Source organism: Streptomyces sp. NPDC031049 (assembly GCF_055571015.1).
On sequence record NZ_JBVIGC010000026.1, the window covers coordinates 1 to 15,622 of the forward strand.

Consider the following 15,622-nt stretch of genomic DNA (forward strand, 5'->3'; position numbering starts at 1 on the left):
AGGGCGCGCTCGCGTTCGACGAGGAGGGGCATCGGGTCGGAGGCGGTGACCAGCTCGCGCAGCGGGTGCCGGGCCAGGACCGCGTCCACCTCGGGCGTCAACGCCGCCGCCAGCCGGGTGGCCACCGGCAGGTCGTCGTCCCGCAACGTCTCGGCCGCCGCCAGCACCACGGCGCGGCCGGCGCCCCGGGGCACGCCGGCCGCCGCGCGCGCGAACAGCTCGGCGCCCTCCTCCAGGACCAGGCCGGTGTCGATGCCGGCCGGGACCTTGATGCGGGCGTGGTGGCGCCAGGTCGCGACGGGATCGCTCCACGCCTCCACGTGGTAGGTCCAGCGGCCCGGGGCGCCGGGGGTCACCTCGGCTCCCCAGCGGTCGGTGCCCGGGGCCAGTTCCCGCATGGGCGTCCACGGACCGGGACGGCCCTCGGGGTCCGTCAGGACGACGTTGGCGGCCACCGCGTCGTGTCCCTCCCGGAACACGGTGGCGGTGACCTCGAACGTCTCTCCGGCAACCGCCTTCGCCGGGCGCCTGCCGCACTCCACCGCCGGGTGGACGTCCCGCACCGGGATACGCCCGATCTCCGCGGTCGTAGTCATCGGTTCTCACCTCCGCCGTGCTCGAAAGCCGGGCTCCGCGAGCCCGGCCGGGTGGTCAAGCCGCACCGGAGGGGCTCTTCCGCACGGCCGGGGGGCGCCGGTCCACCGCCGGCGGGCCCCGCCTTGCCGCCCGGGCCTTCCTCGGCCGCTCGTTCTGCTCCCGCACATAGCTGACCAGGCTCGTCCGCAGATACCGTTCGGCGGCGTCCACGGCCTCCCGCGCGCAGCGCTTCCCCATCAGCACGCAGAGGGTGTAGCCCGAGTCCTCGAACGTGGCCCGCACCGCCCGGTCGGCGGGCGAGGCCAGCATCAGGCGCTCCCAGGAGCGGTAACGACGCAGCTGCCGGGCGACTTCGGTTTTCGCGGGTAGCAGCATGACGACGTCCCCTTCCGGGACTCGATGCGGTCGATCGAGTTCTTCACACATGGTGCACGCGCGGACACACAGCGTCCTGTTGGATCTTCAACTACTTCTCCCGTGCCTCAGGAGCCCCTCGTGTTGCACGAATGGACTACTGCTCCCACTCTGGAGTGACTCAGAAGCGATGCATGCTCACGCTCCGCGAACGGGGCCCGGCCCGCCTGGGCCGAGGGGAGCGAGAGCTTCGCGTGAGGAGCCAACAGCGATGAAGACCGCAGTGCCCTGCTACTACCACCTCGACGTGGAAGTCAGCCCGGAACGGGTCGGGCAGGTCAGGCGCATCCTGGCCGCTCACCTGAGGTTCTGGGACCTGGAGAACCTCGTGGACCCCGTGTGCGGCGGCGCCGAGATGCTGCTGCGGGCGATCGACGAGCACGCGAGCGACAAGAACACCTCCATCGAGATGTGGTGGAACGGCCAGCACCTCATCACCGCCGTGGGCGGCAAGGACCACGCGCTGCGCCCCCACCACGACCTGCGCGGCTGCCTCCAGCACCTGGCGGCGACCAGCGACGGCTGGGGCTGCTGCGCCACCGAGACGGGGGCCAAGGTGATCTGGTTCTCGCAGCGCGCCCGCGCCGGCGAACGCATCCCGCTGGTGCCGACGGCACCGGAGCCCATCACCCAGGAGGGCCTGGAAGTGCCCCGCGAGGTCATGCCGGTGGCCCGTCTCGCCGGTGAGGGCAGCACCACCAACGGCGTCCTGGAGGAGGCCCGGTGACCGCCGCGAGGCCGAACTGGAAGGGGGTGCCCGTCTGGAGCGGGCACCCCTACCCGCTGGGGGCCGCGTACGACGGGCAGGGCACCAACTTCGCCCTGTTCAGCGAGGTCGCCGAACGCGTCGACCTGATCCTCGTCGACGACGACGGCACCCACAGCGGCATCCCGCTGCCCGAGGTCGACGGCTTCGTCTGGCACTGCTACCTGCCCGGCGTCGGCCCCGGACAGCGCTACGGCTACCGGGTGCACGGCCCCTGGGCCCCGGCCGTGGGCCACCGGTGCAACCCGGCGAAACTGCTGCTCGACCCGTACGCCCGGGCGGTGGACGGCCAGGTCGACAACCACCCCTCGCTGCTGGAGCGGACCCCGGGCCGGCCCGACCCGGCCGACAGCGCCGGGCACACCATGCTCGGCGTGGTCACCGACCCGTTCTTCGACTGGGGCGACGACCGTCCGCCCCGGCGGCAGTACGCGGACACCGTCATCTACGAGGCCCACGTACGGGGCATGACCCGCACGCACCCCGACGTGCCACCCGAACTGCGGGGCACCTACGCGGGGCTGGCCCACCCGGCGGTCGTCGGCCACCTCACCTCCCTCGGCGTGACCGCCGTGGAGCTGATGCCCGTGCACCAGTTCGTGCACGACGGAGTGCTCCAGGACCGCGGCCTGTCCAACTACTGGGGCTACAACACCATCGGCTTCTTCGCGCCCCACAACGGCTACGCCGCCCACGGCACCCGCGGGCAGCAGGTCACCGAGTTCAAGTCGATGGTCAAGACCCTGCACGAGGCCGGCCTGGAGGTCATCCTCGACGTCGTCTACAACCACACCGCCGAGGGCAACGAGAAGGGCCCCACCCTCTCCTTCCGCGGCATCGACAACGCCTCGTACTACCGCCTGGTGGACGGCGACTGGCAGCACTACTACGACACCACCGGCACCGGCAACAGCCTGCTGATGCGGCACCCGTACGTGCTCCAGCTGATCATGGACTCACTGCGGTACTGGGTGACCGAGATGCACGTCGACGGCTTCCGCTTCGACCTGGCGGCCACCCTGGCCCGCCAGTTCCACGAGGTGGACCGGCTGTCGGCGTTCTTCGACCTCATCCAGCAGGACCCGGTGATCAGCCGCGTCAAGCTGATCGCGGAACCCTGGGACGTCGGCGAGGGCGGCTACCAGGTCGGCAACTTCCCGCCGCTGTGGTCGGAGTGGAACGGCAAGTACCGGGACGCCGTGCGCGACTTCTGGCGCGGCGAGGAGCACACGCTGGGCGAGTTCGCCTCCCGGCTGACCGGCTCCTCCGACCTGTACCAGCACAGCCGGCGCCGGCCGCGCGCCAGCGTCAACTTCGTCACCGCCCACGACGGGTTCACCCTGCGCGACCTCGTCTCCTACAACGACAAGCACAACGAGGCCAACGGCGAGGACAACCGGGACGGCGAGAGCCACAACCGGTCCTGGAACTGCGGCGCCGAGGGCGAGACCAAGGACCGCGCGGTGCTCAGGCTGCGCGCCCGCCAGCACCGCAACTTCCTGGCCACCCTCCTGCTCTCCCAGGGCATCCCGATGCTCTGCCACGGCGACGAACTGGGCCGCACCCAGCGCGGCAACAACAACGCCTACTGCCAGGACAACGAGATCTCCTGGATCGACTGGCGGCTCACCGGCGAACAGCGCTCCCTGCTGGACTTCACCCGGCAGCTCATCGGGCTGCGCGCCGCCCACCCCGTGCTGCGCCGGCGACGCTACTTCCGCGGGGAGACGGCCACCCACGCCGACCAGCCGCTGCCCGACCTGGTCTGGCTGCGGCCGGACGCGCGGGAGATGACCGACGACGACTGGCAGCGCTCCGACGCCCGCGCCGTCGGCGTCTTCCTCAACGGCGACGCCATCGCCGAACCCGACCCGTGCGGCCGGCCGGTCGTCGACGACTCGTTCCTGCTGCTGCTCAACAGCCACTGGGAGGCCGCCGACTTCCGGCTGCCCCCCGCCGCCTACGGCGAGCGCTGGACCACCCTGATCGACACCGCCGGCCCGGAGGACGCCACGGACGAGGCCGAGCACAAGGCCGGCACGGTGCGCACCGTCGAGCCACGCAGCCTGGTGGTGCTGTCCCGGCCGTCCCGTACCGGCCGGCCGGCGACATGAGGTCAGCGCGGGCGGCGCGCGGTCACCGTGAACTGCGCGCCGTCCCGGTCGCGGAGCACGGCCTCGTCGCCGCCCTTGGTCAGCACGCTGCCGCCGTGCGTCTCCGCGGCCCGCGCGCAGGCCTCGACGTCGTCGGCGTAGAAGTGGACCTGCCAGTGCGGGCGGATGGTGGGGTCCGGAGCCGATTCCAGGGCGCCCGACTCGATCCGCGCGACCACGTCGCCCCGGCTGCGCAGGACGACCTCCTCACCCTCGTAGTCGACCTCGCAGCAGCCGGGGCGGCCGGAGGCCCAGTCGAGGACCTGGCCGTAGAAGATGGCGGCGTCGAAGGCGTCGCGGGTGTGGAGTCTGATGAACGCGGGCTGGGCGTGCCGCCAGGTCTCCCAGTCGGTGAACAGCTCGCCCTCCCAGACCCCGAAGGTCGCCCCGTCCCGGTCGGCCAGCAGCGCCGCCCGTCCCGGCGGCAGCGAGATCGGCCCGACCGCCGCCGTGCCGCCGCGCTCCTGCACCCGGCCGGCGGCCTCGTCCGCGCTGATCACCGCGAAGTACGGCGTCCACGCCACGGCCATCTGCCACATCGAGGCCACCGCGGCGATCCCGGCGACCGGCGCGCCGTCCGCCAGGGCGATGCGGAAGCGGTCGCCCAGCCGGGCGGGCCGCCACCGCCAGCCGAGCACGGCCGAGTAGAACTCCTCGGTGGCCGTGAGGTCACGGCTGGTCAGACTCACCCAGCAGGGAGCCCCGTAGACGGAGTGGGTGGAGAGGACGTTCTTCGTCTTCGCACCGGTGGGGGAGGTCATGTCGTGGTTCATCACTGTCGCGTCCTGGTCTCGTCCACCGGCAGCCACCGGTTCCCCACCAGTGTCCGGCCGGGAGGGCTGGGGGCGCCTGCCGAGTACCCCGACGGCACCAGCGAAACGACGGCACAACGGCCCGTACGGCCCAGTGGACGGTGCGGTGGCAGGAGGCGAGGGAAGTGACGACCATGGATGCGACGGGGCGACACCCGCACGGCACAGGCAGTGGCGGCGCACCGCACCCGGAGGTGACCATGCCCGACGGGGGCTCGAACGAGATCTTCGCGTTGCAGGAACAGGTCCGGCAGCTGAAGGAGGCCGTGGTCTCCCACGCCGTCGTCGACCAGGCCATCGGCATGATCGTCGCACTCGGCCGGGTCGGACCCGACCAGGGGTGGGCCGTCCTCAAGGAGATCTCCCAGCACACCAACGTCAAGCTGCGCAACGTGGCGGAGCTGATCGTCGTCTGGGGCCGTACCGGAGTGCTGCCCAGGGAGATCCGCACGGAGCTGGAGGACGCCCTCGACCGCCACGGCCCCGCACAGGTCCCCGGGGCGCCACCGGACCGGCGCCGCCGCTAGGGGCACCGAGCCGCGGCGCCGCCGGGGACACCGATCACGAGCGCCGCCGACACCGTCGGGGCGTCAGCCGGTCTCCGCGAGGATCTCCTCGCGGAGCCGGGCGAAGCAGCCGCTGAGCAGGCGCGAGACGTGCATCTGCGAGATGCCCAGCTGCTGGGCGATCCGGCTCTGCGTCATGCCCCGGAAGAAGCGCAGGTAGAGAATGGTGCGCTCGCGCTCGGGCAGCGCCTGGAGGCAGGGCCGCACGGCCACCCGGTCCACCACCGTGTCGAAGGCCGGGTCCGGCCCGCCGAGCGCGTCCCCGAGGGCGTAGCCGTCGGTGCCGGGCATCTCGGCCTCCAGGGAGAGGGCGGAGAAGCACTCCAGCGCCTCCATGCCGGTACGGACCTCGACGGACGTGAGGTGGGCGTGCTCGGCGATCTCGTCGACCGTGGGGGCGCGCCCCGGGGTGGTCTGCGCCAGCTCCTTGGCGGCGCGCCGCACCCGGTTGCGCAGGTCCTGGATCCGGCGCGGTACGTGCAGGGTCCACATGTGGTCGCGGAAGTGCCGCTTGATCTCCCCGGTCACGGTCGGTACGGCGTAGGCCTCGAAGGCGTGACCGCGCGCGGGGTCGTAGTGGTCGACGGCCTTGACCAGTCCGAGGGCCGCCACCTGGTACAGGTCCTCCAGGTTCTCGCCGCGCCCCCGGAAGCGGACCGCGATCCGCTCCGCCATGGGCAGCCAGGCCTGGATCAGCTCGTCCCGCAGCGCCTTGCGCTCCGGGCCCTGCGGAAGTCCGGCGAGCCGCCGGAAGGCCGCGGCCGTGTCGGGGGCGTCGTCATGCGGGTGCTGTCTGGTTCCGCCGGCGATACTCGTCATGCGCACCTCCCTCTGCAGGGGTGCCGGATGGCGTGCCCGTGATCCGAAGCACTTCCCTGCCCTTTCCCGGCCCCGCCGTTTTCAAAACAAATACCCATATAGCCGGTTAAATCCGCCCAGATGGCAGACCGGTGTCGCCCAGGCTGTCCGGAGCCGGACGGTCACGGTGGGGAACGTGATGTGCGGCACGCCGTGGGCGGCACCGCCGCGGCCCCCGGAGGGATTCCTGCTGCGCATCGCTTGATCGCCGATCAAACCGGGTGAAGCCGCTGGCCACAGCGCATTCCGCTCATTTGACAGTGCACTGAGCACACAGATAGGAAGCAGCTCTCAGAGGTCGAGAGGTGCAGTGTGTACGAGCCGAACGTGGTCGGGGACTGGCAGGAGTACGACGAACACACCGGTCTGCGGGTCCGCGTCCACAGCGTCGAGCCGGCCGAGCCGCCGCGCGGGCGCGACGACGCCGCCGAGGGGCTCACGTACTTCAGCGTCCGGATCACCGTCGAGAACCGCGGCGAGCGCCGCGCCTGCGTCCACCTGGAGGACGGGCAGATCGACGTGCGGATCGGCCCCGACGGCGAGGCCGCCTTCCTCGACTGGCGCAACTCCCAGTTCGTCGAGGGCTTCGACGTCTACCCGCTGCGGCGCGCCACGGCCGTCGTCTACGCGGCCGGCCCCGAGGGGAGCCTGGGCCAGGTGGACGTCCAGGTGCAGCTGCGCGTCGACGACGAGTGGACCGGCCGGCGGCTGTGGACCGGCGGCATCGGACTGCACGAGCAGTCCCCCGGGATGAGCGCCGGCGGCGGGCGGGACGGCGGGCTGGCCCACCAGGTGAGCACGTTCCTGCGGGACCAGGCGGGCGAGGGCACCGCCTGATCCCGCGTCGTCCCCCGCCGGCTCAGGCGTAGGGGTCGAACGGGAGGCCGGCGGGCTCGGCGGACGCCAGGTGGGAGGCGAAACTCCCGTCCTTGAGGCCGAAATGGGCGCTGCCGAAGTCATGGGCGCTCAGCTTCTCCCGCAGCCCTGCCGGGTAGCCGTCCCAGCCGACCAGCGTCGGATACTGCCAGCTGCCCCGGTGGTTCTCCGGCGGCTCGTCGCCCGCGCCGGCCAGGCGGAAGCAGTGGGTGCCGATGCCGTCCTTGTGGTAGACGACCTTCGGGTGGGTGCCCTCGAAGCGGACCGCCGAGCGCGGGTGCACGGCGAACGAGCCGTGCTCGGAGGTCGAGACGTACTCGACGGTGCCGTCGCGCACCCACACCACCACGTGCTCCCAGTCGTGCCGGTGGCCGCCGAGGCTGCTGCCCGGCAGGGCCTGGTCCTTCTCGAAGTACAGGCCGTACAGATAGGCGCACCAGCCGTTGTTGCACTTGGCGCGCGAGTAGGCGTTGGTGTTCTCCAGGTCGGACGCGTCCCGGCAGTTGCCGTTGAGCGCGCCGGTCGGCTTCAGACCGCCGTTGACCGTGCCGTCGGCGCCGATGGCCGGCGTGGGGTAGCAGCCGTCGGTGTCGTAGTCGAAGGCGGGCTGGTACGCCCGCTCCTGGGCGCCGGCGTTGCCGGGCAGGGCCGGCGGCGGTGCGGCGTAGGCGGCGGTCGCCGTGGCGACGACGATGGCCAGGGCACCGGCCGGCACGGCGAGCAGTCTCCGGCGGCGGCTTCGGGACGTACGTGCGGTCACTGCGTCTCCTCGCATACGGGCGCAGCCCAACGGCTGTGGGGGGCAGGGGAGTTCAGCTTGACCGCCGGTGCCCTCCGGGCCAAGGGGGCGTGGGTGTCCGCGTGGTGAAGGACGGCCCAATACTCGAGGACGCCGCCGGGTCCCGCCCCTTCCGGCCGGGGCCTGCCGCCCGGCGCGCGGAGTGCCGTTGCCGGGCCCGTTCCTGACCGACCGTCACACGAGGTCGTCCGGGATGTCCGCCGCCGACTCCTCGGGCGCCAGGTCCGGGCGCAGCCGCAGCCAGGAGGGCTGGCGCAGCATGCCCTCGCGGGTACGGGTGCTGAAGCGGACCTCGCCGACCAGGCGCGGCACCACCCAGCGCGCCCCCGGCACGGACGGCACGGGGTCGAAGGGGCAGACGTCGGTCGCGGCGGCCCGCAGCAGCGCCGCCAGCTCGGTGCGCTCGGCCGCGCTCCAGCCGGTGCCCACGCCGCCGACGTAGCGCAGCCGGCCAGCGGCGCGCTGCCCGACCAGGACCGCGCCCGGCAGACCGGTCAGCCGCCCCTTGCCGGGCAGCCAGCCGCCGACGACGACGTCCTCGCTGCGCATGTTGCGGATCTTGATCCAGGAACGGGACCGCACCCCCGGCTCGTAGACCGAGTCCAGCCGCTTGCACACCAGGCCCTCCAGGCCGTGCTCGCGGGTGGCCCGCAGCGCCTGCTCGCCGTGGCCGACCAGTGCGGCCGGGGTCGACCAGGAGGGCCCGTGCAGACCGAGGTCCTCCAGGTGGCCGCGCCGGCGGGTGTAGACGAGGGGCACCAGGGAGCGGCCGGACAGGTGCAGGGCGTCGAAGAGCACGAGATGGACGGGGACCCTCGCCGCCCGGCGCGCCGCCATGGCGGGGTCGTGGGCCAGGCCCATCCGGGACTGGAGCAGCTGGAAGTCGGCGCGTCCCTCGGTGTCCAGCGCCAGGATCTCCCCGTCCAGCACGGCCGGCGTGGAGCCGAGCGCGGTGGCCAGCGGGTGCAGTTCCGGGTAGGCGGCCGTGATGTCCTGGCCGGAGCGGGCCCGCAGCCGCACCGTGCCGTCGCCGGGCAGGTAGACGACCACGCGCTGCCCGTCCTGCTTGGTCTCGTACGCCCACCGCGCGTCCTGCGCGGCCGGCGGCAGGGAGCCGGGCGTGGCGAGCATCGGAGGGATCAGCGGCAGCTCCACGCAGGAGGTTTCGACGGCTGCGCACGCTCTCACGCGCCGTGCGTGGCAGGTTCGCCTGAACGGCACGGGGGGGAGGAGGGCGCCGCGCGCGGTGCGGGCCCTTGTTTGACTCACGCAAAGAGCGAGTAAAGTGGCCGCATGTCCACGCCACAGCCGCCCGGGGACGCCGCGTCTCCCGAAGTGACCGAGATCGAGCGCGCGCTCAACCGCATCACGTACCTGAGTACGCGGCACCGGCAGCACGACCGGCTGATGGCCCGGGCGGGCGTGCCGCTGGACCGCGCGGCCGTGGTGCTGCTGCGCCAGGTGGCCGACTGCCACCCGGTCCGCCCGGGCGAGCTGGCCGCACGGCTGGGCGTGGAGGCCTCGCACGTCACGCGCACGGTGCAGCAACTCCAGCGGTCGGGGTACGTCACCCGGGTCCCGGACCCCGACGACCGCCGCGCCCGGCGCATCGAGCCGACCGAGGCCGGCCGGCGCGCCGTCGAGCGGGTACGGGCGGCGAGCGCCCGCGGCATGGAGTCGGCCCTGGCCGACTGGTCGCCCGAGGAGCTGAGGCAGCTCGCCACCCTGTTCCACCGCATGGTCGACGACTTCTTCAGCCACGCGACCGACGAGAACACCGCCCGCCCGCCGGCCGCGTCGGTCTGAGGAAAGGGCCGGTCGGGACCCGGCCGCGGTTGATAGCGGGCCGCAAACGGATAATCCTGGACGAATGGAGCAGGCCTCGGCTGCGGCGATCGTGGACGCCCAGGGCATGGTGACGGGGTGGAGCGCGGGCGCCCGGCAGCTGACCGGCTACCCGGCCGAGGAAGCGGTGGGACGCCCCGCGCGGAACCTGCTGGCCGAGGACGTGCCGCCCGGCGCCCTGACGGCGCTGTCCGGCATCGCCCTGATCCGCCGCCGGGACGGCACCGTCGCCCCCCTCGCCCTGCGGGCCTGCCGGCTGCTCGCCGCCGACGGCACACCCGGCGCGTACGTCGTGACCGCCGAACTCCCCGACACCGGCCTGAGGCCGCTCACGGGCGAGGTCTTCCGGCAGGCCTCGGTGGCGATGTCGGTCTTCGACCTCCGGCAGCACTACCTGGGGGTCAACACCACCGCCTGCCGCATGATGGGCAGGTCCGAGGAGGAACTGCTCGGGCGGTACCTGCCGGACGCGCTGCCCGGCGCGCACGCCGACGGGCCGGGCATCGCACGCCGGCTGCGGACGGTGGCCGAGACCGGCCGCCCCGTCAGCCACGAGCACGTCACCGGCGGCCCCGGTGCCGCGGCCCGCGAGGAGGCCTGGACGATCGAGATGTGGCCGGTGTTCGACGCCGCCGGAGCGGTGTCCGCGGTCGCCGTCGCGGCGTTCGACAGCACCGAGCAGCACTGGGCGCGGCAGCGGCTGGCCGTCCTCAACGAGGCCGCCGCCGCCATCGGCACCACCCTGGACGTGCCGCGCACCGCCGAGGAACTGGTCGAACTGCTCGTGCCGCGGTTCGCCGACTTCGCCAGCGTCGACCTGCTCGACTGGGTGCTCGGCGCCGAGGAGCCCCTCACGGTGCCCGTCGACGCCGTCGAACTGCGCCGCGTGGCCCACGGCTCGTCCAGCGCCGGGGACCCGCGCCCCGCCGTGCACCTCGGCCAGAGCGAGCGCTACCCGCCGTACGCGGCGCCCGCGCGGGCCCTGCGGGAGGGCCGGGCGGTGCTCAGTGCCCCCGGTGACGCGGACTTCGACCGGTGGATGCGGGAACGCAACGCCGAGGCACCGCACAACCGGGCCTTCCGCGCACGGGTCCGCTCCGTCCTGGCCGTTCCGCTGCGCGCCCGCGGCACCACCCTCGGCGTCGCGCTGCTCGCCAGCGCCGCCCCCCAGGACCCGTACGACGCCGACGACCTCGTCCTGGCCGAGGAACTGGCCAGCCGGGCCGCCGTCTGCATCGACAACGCCCGCCGCTTCGCCCGCGAGCGCACCACCGCGCTGGCCCTCCAGCACAGCCTGCTGCCCACGGGCCTGCCCGGACAGGCCGCGGTCGAGGTCGCCCACCGGTACCTGCCCTCCGGGTCGGCGGCCGGCATCGGCGGCGACTGGTTCGACGTGATCCCGCTGTCCGGCAGCCGGGTCGCCCTCGTCGTCGGGGACGTCGTCGGGCACGGCATTCCGTCCTCGGCGACCATGGGCCGGCTGTGCACGGCCGTGCGCACCCTCGCCGACGTGGACCTGCCCCCCGACGAACTGCTCACCCACCTGGACGACCTGGTCACCCACCTGGCGGCCGCGGAGAACGGCGAGGAGGTCGCCGAACTCGGCGCCACCTGCCTGTACGCGGTCTACGACCCCGTCACCCGCGCCCTGACCATGGCCGCCGCCGGGCACCCCGCGCCCGCCCTCGTCCTGCCCGACGGCACCGCGCGGCTGGTCCCGATGAGCGCCGGCCCGCCGCTGGGGGTGGGCGGGCTGCCGTTCGAGGCGACGGAGCTCACGCTGCCCGAGGGCTCCGTCGTCGCCCTCTACACCGACGGCCTCGTCGAGGACCGCGACCGCGACATCGACCACGCCACCCGCGAACTGTGCCGTGCGCTGAGCGCACCGGCGAGCTCCCTCGACGCCCTGTGCGACGGGGTGCTCAAGGCCGTGATGCCGGAGGAACCCGGCGACGACGTGGCCCTGCTGCTGGCCCGCACCCGGGCGCTGGGCGACGGCCAGGTCGCCACCTGGGACGTGCCGCCGGACCCCGCCCAGGTGGCCGCCACCCGCCAGTCCGCCACCGAGCAGCTGATGGCGTGGGGGCTGGCCGAGGCCGCGTTCGTCACCGAACTGGTCGTCAGCGAACTCGTCACCAACGCCATCCGCTACGGCGAACCGCCCATCCAGTTGCGCCTGATCCGCGACCGCAGCCTCATCTGCGAGGTCTCCGACGGCAGCTCCACCTCACCGCACCTGCGCCGGGCCCACGCCTTCGACGAGGGCGGGCGCGGACTGATGCTGGTCGCCCAGCTCACCCAGCGCTGGGGCAGCCGGCAGACCGGCGGTGGCAAGACCATCTGGGCCGAACAGACCCTGCCCCCGCAGTGACGCCCCTCACTCCTTGCTGCCGGCCGACGCCACCTGCGCCAGCGTGCGTCCGGTCCGCGCCGAACGCGCCCGGTGCGGGTCCGGGGTGCCGTGCCCGGTCCCGGCGCCGCCGGCCTTCACCAGCAGCCACGCCTCCTCGCCGTCGCTGCCGCCGTCGCGGAACCGGGTCAGGGCGTACTCGCCGCGCAGCTTCGCCCCGCGCAGCCGGAACGTGGCGTGCCCGCGCTCCAGCGACTCGGCGAAGTCCACCGCCCGGCCCCGCCGGTCGTGGCTGAGCGGCTCATAGGTGCCCTGGTCCCAGACGATCACCGTGCCGCCGCCGTACTCGCCCGCCGGGATCACGCCCTCGAACTGCTCGTACTCCAGCGGGTGGTCCTCGGTGGGCAGGGCCAGCCGCTTGTCGGCGGGGTCGCCGGACGGCCCCTTCGGCACCGACCAGGACTTCAGCACGTCGTCCACCTGCAACCGGAAGTCGAAGTGCAGGGTGCTCGCGTCGTGGATCTGCACCACGAACCGGGGCGCCTCGTCCGGCCCGGGCCGCTCCGGGCGCCCCCGGGGCTCACCGGTGCGGTCGAAGTGCCGCTTGCCGCGGTACTCCCGCAGCCCGTTCCGCTCAGCCACCGTGGGCTCCTTCCGCGACGTTCCCCCGTCGTGCGTGCCGACCGGCCCCGGGTACCCCGGTCAGAACTCCTCGTGCACCTCCGGGTCCCCGCCGAGCCGCTTCGGGTCGCGGTCGGCGACGGCCCGCATCTGGGCGTCGTCCAGCGTGAAGCCGAAGACGTCGAGGTTGGCGCGCTGACGCCCGGGGGCGGCGGACTTCGGGATCGGCACCGCGCCCAGCTGGGTGTGCCAGCGCAGCACCACCTGGGCGGGCGTCACCCCGTGCGCCTCGGCGACGGACGCCACGGCCGGGTCGTCCAGCAGATCGCTGCCGCGGCCCAGCGGGCTCCAGCTCTCGGTGCGCACGCCCTTGCGCTCGTGGAAGGCGCGCAGTTCCTCCTGCGGGAGCAGCGGGTGCAGTTCGATCTGGTTGACGGAGGGCAGCACGCCGGTCTCCTGCTCCAGCCGCTCGATCTGCGCGGCCGTGAAGTTGGAGACGCCGATCGACCGTACGAGGCCCTCCTCGCGCAGCTTGATCATGGCCTTCCAGGAGCCCACGTACTTGTCGACCCGGGGCAGCGGCCAGTGGATCAGGTACAGGTCGACATGGTCCAGGCCGAGCCGGGACCGGGAGTCCTCGAACGAGGCGAGGGTCTCCTCGTAGCCGTGGTGCCGGCCGGGCAGCTTCGTCGTGACCACGATCTCCTCCCGCGGCACGCCGCTGCCGGCCACCCCGCGGCCGACGCCGGTCTCGTTGCGGTAGTTCGCCGCCGTGTCGATGAGCCGGTAACCCGCCTCCAGGGCGCTGCGGACCGCCTGCTCGGCGGCGGTGTCGTCCAGGGGCCACGTCCCCAGCCCCAGGGCCGGGAGCGTCGTGCCGTCGTTGAGCGTGTGCGCCGGGATGCCTGCCACTTCGGGACCTTTCCCTCGACCGATCCGACCGCGTACGGCCGGGTACGGCGCTGTGCCGTCCCTCCAGCGTCAGGGACGGGGCGAGCAGTGATCAAGCGGAGGCCCTGTCGCCACCGCCGTCCGACGCTGCCACGATCTGTGGTGGGCCGACGACGGACGACCGACGGAGTGCGCATGACGACGGACAGGGCCAGGGCGGACGAGGCGTCGCGCGCGGCGGAGCGCGCCGCGGGCCTGACGGTGCGGCCGGCCGCCGGACACATCGGGGCCGAGATCACCGGCGTCGACCTGGCCGGCGGCCTCGACGACGCCCAGGCCGACGCGATCCGGGCCGCGGTGCTGCGCTGGAAGGTGGTGTTCTTCCGGGACCAGCGGCTGGACCACGCCGGCCACGTGGCCTTCGCCCGGCGGTTCGGGGAGCCGGTCGCGCTCGGCCGGCGCGGCGGTGCGTCGCCTCCCGGCGTCCCGGAGATCGAGACCACCGCCGACCGGCTGGAGCTGGGCGGCCGGTTCGGGATGGAGCACGACGAGTGGCTGCGCCGCCGCCGGCACACCCTGCTGCGCGGCTGGCACTGCGACCACGGCGCCCGGATCGACCCGCCGGCCGCGACGATCCTGCGGGCCGAGACCGTACCCCCGTACGGCGGCGACACGACCTGGGCCGACCTGGCGGCGGCGTACGCCGGACTGTCCGCCCCGGTACGGGACTTCGTCGACGGGCTGCGCGCCGAACACCGGCTGGGCGTCGGCTACCAGCCGCGGCCCGGCGACGACGCCTACCTCCGGCACCTGCTGGACCATCAGGTCGCCAGCGTGCACCCGCTGGTGCGGGTGCACCCGCAGACGGGGGAGCGGGTGCTGTTCGTCAACGGCTACTACGTCGAGCAGATCACCGGGCTGTCCCGCCACGAGAGCCGGGCGGTCCTCGACATGCTGCTGGAGCAGGCGACCCGCCCCGAGTACACCGTCCGCTTCCGCTGGGAGCCGGGCAGCGTGGCCTTCTGGGACAACCGGGCCACCATCCACCTCGCCCCGGCGGACACCGCCCACCTGGAGCATCCCCGGATCATGCACCGCGTGATGCTGGCCGGCGAGATCCCGGCCGGTGTCGACGGCAGGCCGTCGGAGCCGGTCGTCGGCACCGCGCCGGGACGCTGGTGACCGGCCGCCGCGCCGTCGCCGCCGTCGGCCCGCTGTCGATTGGCGGCTGCCGGCTGCCGGCTGTCGGTTGCCGGCTGTCGGCTGTCGGTCGTCGGCCGAGGCCGGGCCGCGAGGCCGGGCCCGGAGGCCGGCGTCAGGCCTCGAAGCGCGCCGTGTCGCCCGCCCCCCGGCGGACGATCTCCGCCTCCCCGCCGGAGAAGTCCACGACCGTCGTCGGCTCGGTGCCGCAGTCCCCCGAGTCCACGACCGCGTCCAGCACATGGTCGAGCCGGTCCTTGATCTCCCAGCCCTGGGTCATCGGCTCCTCCTCACCGGGCAGCAGCAGCGTGCTGGACAGCAGCGGCTCACCCAGCTCCGTCAGCAGCGCCTGCGCGACCACATGGTCCGGGATGCGCACACCCACGGTCTTCTTCTTCGGGTGCTGGAGCATCCGCGGCACCTCGCGCGTCGCGGGCAGGATGAAGGTGTACCTGCCGGGCGTCGAGGCCTTGATCGCCCGGAACACGTCGTTGTCGATCCGCACGAACCGGCCGAGCTGCGCGAAGTCCTGGCACACCAGCGTGAAGTGGTGCCGGTCGTCGAGCTGACGGATCGTCCGGATGCGGTCGATGCCGTCACGGCTGCCGAGGCGGCAGCCCAGGGCGTAGCAGGAGTCCGTCGGATACGCGATCAGGGCGTCGGCGCGGACGCCGTCGGCGACCTGGGCGATGCTGCGCGGCTGGGGGTTGTCGGGGTGCACGTCGTAGTACTTCGCCATCCGCCGAGCTTATGCCTCCGGCGGCGCGGCCGGCTCGGCGCGCCGGGAGGGGGGCGGTACGCCGGTACGGGGCCGCAGGCCGGGGCCGCGCCGGCGGGCGGGACGCGGACCATGAGGTAACGTCCCCGGACCGGG

General features: G+C 73.6%; 16 protein-coding genes. 7 read left to right on the plus strand and 9 right to left on the minus strand.

The genetic code is table 11. From position 1 onward, the window contains the following. Together ACZ45Q_RS31385 and ACZ45Q_RS31390 are read right to left on the minus strand one after the other, a co-directional pair. Positions 1-596 (minus strand): maltotransferase domain-containing protein (locus ACZ45Q_RS31385; protein WP_468267586.1); only part of this gene is annotated, 596 nt, incomplete at its 3' end. Positions 597-651: 55 nt separating this feature from the next. Beyond that, complete coding sequence (locus ACZ45Q_RS31390) at positions 652-972, minus strand: DUF5133 domain-containing protein (protein ID WP_468267588.1); 321 nt, start codon at positions 970-972, stop codon at positions 652-654. A 250-nt stretch (positions 973-1,222) separates the two neighbouring features. Between ACZ45Q_RS31390 and ACZ45Q_RS31395 the strand changes: the two genes are divergently transcribed. Continuing rightward, positions 1,223-1,738: a pep a2 gene (locus ACZ45Q_RS31395; RefSeq protein ID WP_468267590.1), complete on the plus strand. Its 516-nt coding sequence runs from the start codon at positions 1,223-1,225 to the stop codon at positions 1,736-1,738. Beyond that, entirely contained in the window at positions 1,735-3,891 is a 2,157-nt protein-coding gene (gene glgX, locus ACZ45Q_RS31400; protein WP_468267592.1) for a glycogen debranching protein GlgX, read from the plus strand. The genes ACZ45Q_RS31395 and glgX overlap by 4 nt, the downstream gene beginning before the upstream one ends. A gap of 2 nt (positions 3,892-3,893) precedes the next feature. On the opposite strand, the gene ACZ45Q_RS31405 is transcribed toward glgX, so the two are convergent. Further along, a complete protein-coding gene (locus ACZ45Q_RS31405; RefSeq protein WP_468267594.1) occupies positions 3,894-4,703 on the minus strand; it encodes a VOC family protein in 810 nt (269 codons plus the stop codon). A gap of 239 nt (positions 4,704-4,942) precedes the next feature. Between ACZ45Q_RS31405 and ACZ45Q_RS31410 the strand changes: the two genes are divergently transcribed. Continuing rightward, the gene (locus ACZ45Q_RS31410; RefSeq protein WP_468267596.1) at positions 4,943-5,269 is read left to right on the plus strand and encodes an ANTAR domain-containing protein; all 327 of its coding nucleotides are present in this window, start codon (positions 4,943-4,945) and stop codon (positions 5,267-5,269) included. Between the two features lie 63 nt (positions 5,270-5,332). Here ACZ45Q_RS31410 and ACZ45Q_RS31415 read toward each other — a convergent pair whose 3' ends face one another. Next, positions 5,333-6,127: an RNA polymerase sigma factor SigF gene (locus tag ACZ45Q_RS31415; RefSeq protein ID WP_468267598.1), complete on the minus strand. Its 795-nt coding sequence runs from the start codon at positions 6,125-6,127 to the stop codon at positions 5,333-5,335. A 351-nt stretch (positions 6,128-6,478) separates the two neighbouring features. Here ACZ45Q_RS31415 and ACZ45Q_RS31420 point away from each other — a divergent pair, with 351 nt between their 5' ends. Next, the gene (locus ACZ45Q_RS31420) at positions 6,479-7,003 is read left to right on the plus strand and encodes a hypothetical protein (protein ID WP_468267600.1); all 525 of its coding nucleotides are present in this window, start codon (positions 6,479-6,481) and stop codon (positions 7,001-7,003) included. A gap of 22 nt (positions 7,004-7,025) precedes the next feature. Here ACZ45Q_RS31420 and ACZ45Q_RS31425 read toward each other — a convergent pair whose 3' ends face one another. Together ACZ45Q_RS31425 and ligD are read right to left on the minus strand one after the other, a co-directional pair. After that, entirely contained in the window at positions 7,026-7,817 is a 792-nt protein-coding gene (locus ACZ45Q_RS31425) for an NPP1 family protein (RefSeq protein WP_468267602.1), read from the minus strand. A gap of 198 nt (positions 7,818-8,015) precedes the next feature. Continuing rightward, the gene (gene ligD / locus ACZ45Q_RS31430) at positions 8,016-8,996 is read right to left on the minus strand and encodes a non-homologous end-joining DNA ligase (protein ID WP_468267802.1); all 981 of its coding nucleotides are present in this window, start codon (positions 8,994-8,996) and stop codon (positions 8,016-8,018) included. 138 nt (positions 8,997-9,134) lie between these two features. Here ligD and ACZ45Q_RS31435 point away from each other — a divergent pair, with 138 nt between their 5' ends. Both ACZ45Q_RS31435 and ACZ45Q_RS31440 read left to right on the plus strand, forming a co-directional pair. Then, positions 9,135-9,647: a MarR family winged helix-turn-helix transcriptional regulator gene (locus ACZ45Q_RS31435; RefSeq protein ID WP_468267605.1), complete on the plus strand. Its 513-nt coding sequence runs from the start codon at positions 9,135-9,137 to the stop codon at positions 9,645-9,647. Positions 9,648-9,711: 64 nt separating this feature from the next. Further along, positions 9,712-12,057, plus strand: coding sequence for a SpoIIE family protein phosphatase (locus tag ACZ45Q_RS31440; protein WP_468267608.1), 2,346 nt, complete (start codon positions 9,712-9,714; stop codon positions 12,055-12,057). Positions 12,058-12,063: 6 nt separating this feature from the next. On the opposite strand, the gene ACZ45Q_RS31445 is transcribed toward ACZ45Q_RS31440, so the two are convergent. Then, positions 12,064-12,678 (minus strand): DNA polymerase ligase N-terminal domain-containing protein, encoded by a 615-nt coding sequence (locus ACZ45Q_RS31445; protein ID WP_468267611.1) that lies wholly within the window; start codon positions 12,676-12,678, stop codon positions 12,064-12,066. A 60-nt stretch (positions 12,679-12,738) separates the two neighbouring features. Continuing rightward, entirely contained in the window at positions 12,739-13,569 is an 831-nt protein-coding gene (locus ACZ45Q_RS31450; RefSeq protein ID WP_468267614.1) for an aldo/keto reductase, read from the minus strand. 174 nt (positions 13,570-13,743) lie between these two features. Between ACZ45Q_RS31450 and ACZ45Q_RS31455 the strand changes: the two genes are divergently transcribed. Then, a complete protein-coding gene (locus ACZ45Q_RS31455; protein ID WP_468267617.1) occupies positions 13,744-14,730 on the plus strand; it encodes a TauD/TfdA dioxygenase family protein in 987 nt (328 codons plus the stop codon). 133 nt (positions 14,731-14,863) lie between these two features. Here the strand turns inward: ACZ45Q_RS31455 and ACZ45Q_RS31460 are convergent, their stop codons facing one another. Next, entirely contained in the window at positions 14,864-15,487 is a 624-nt protein-coding gene (locus tag ACZ45Q_RS31460) for an L-threonylcarbamoyladenylate synthase (RefSeq protein WP_468267620.1), read from the minus strand. Positions 15,488-15,622: the final 135 nt, after the last annotated feature.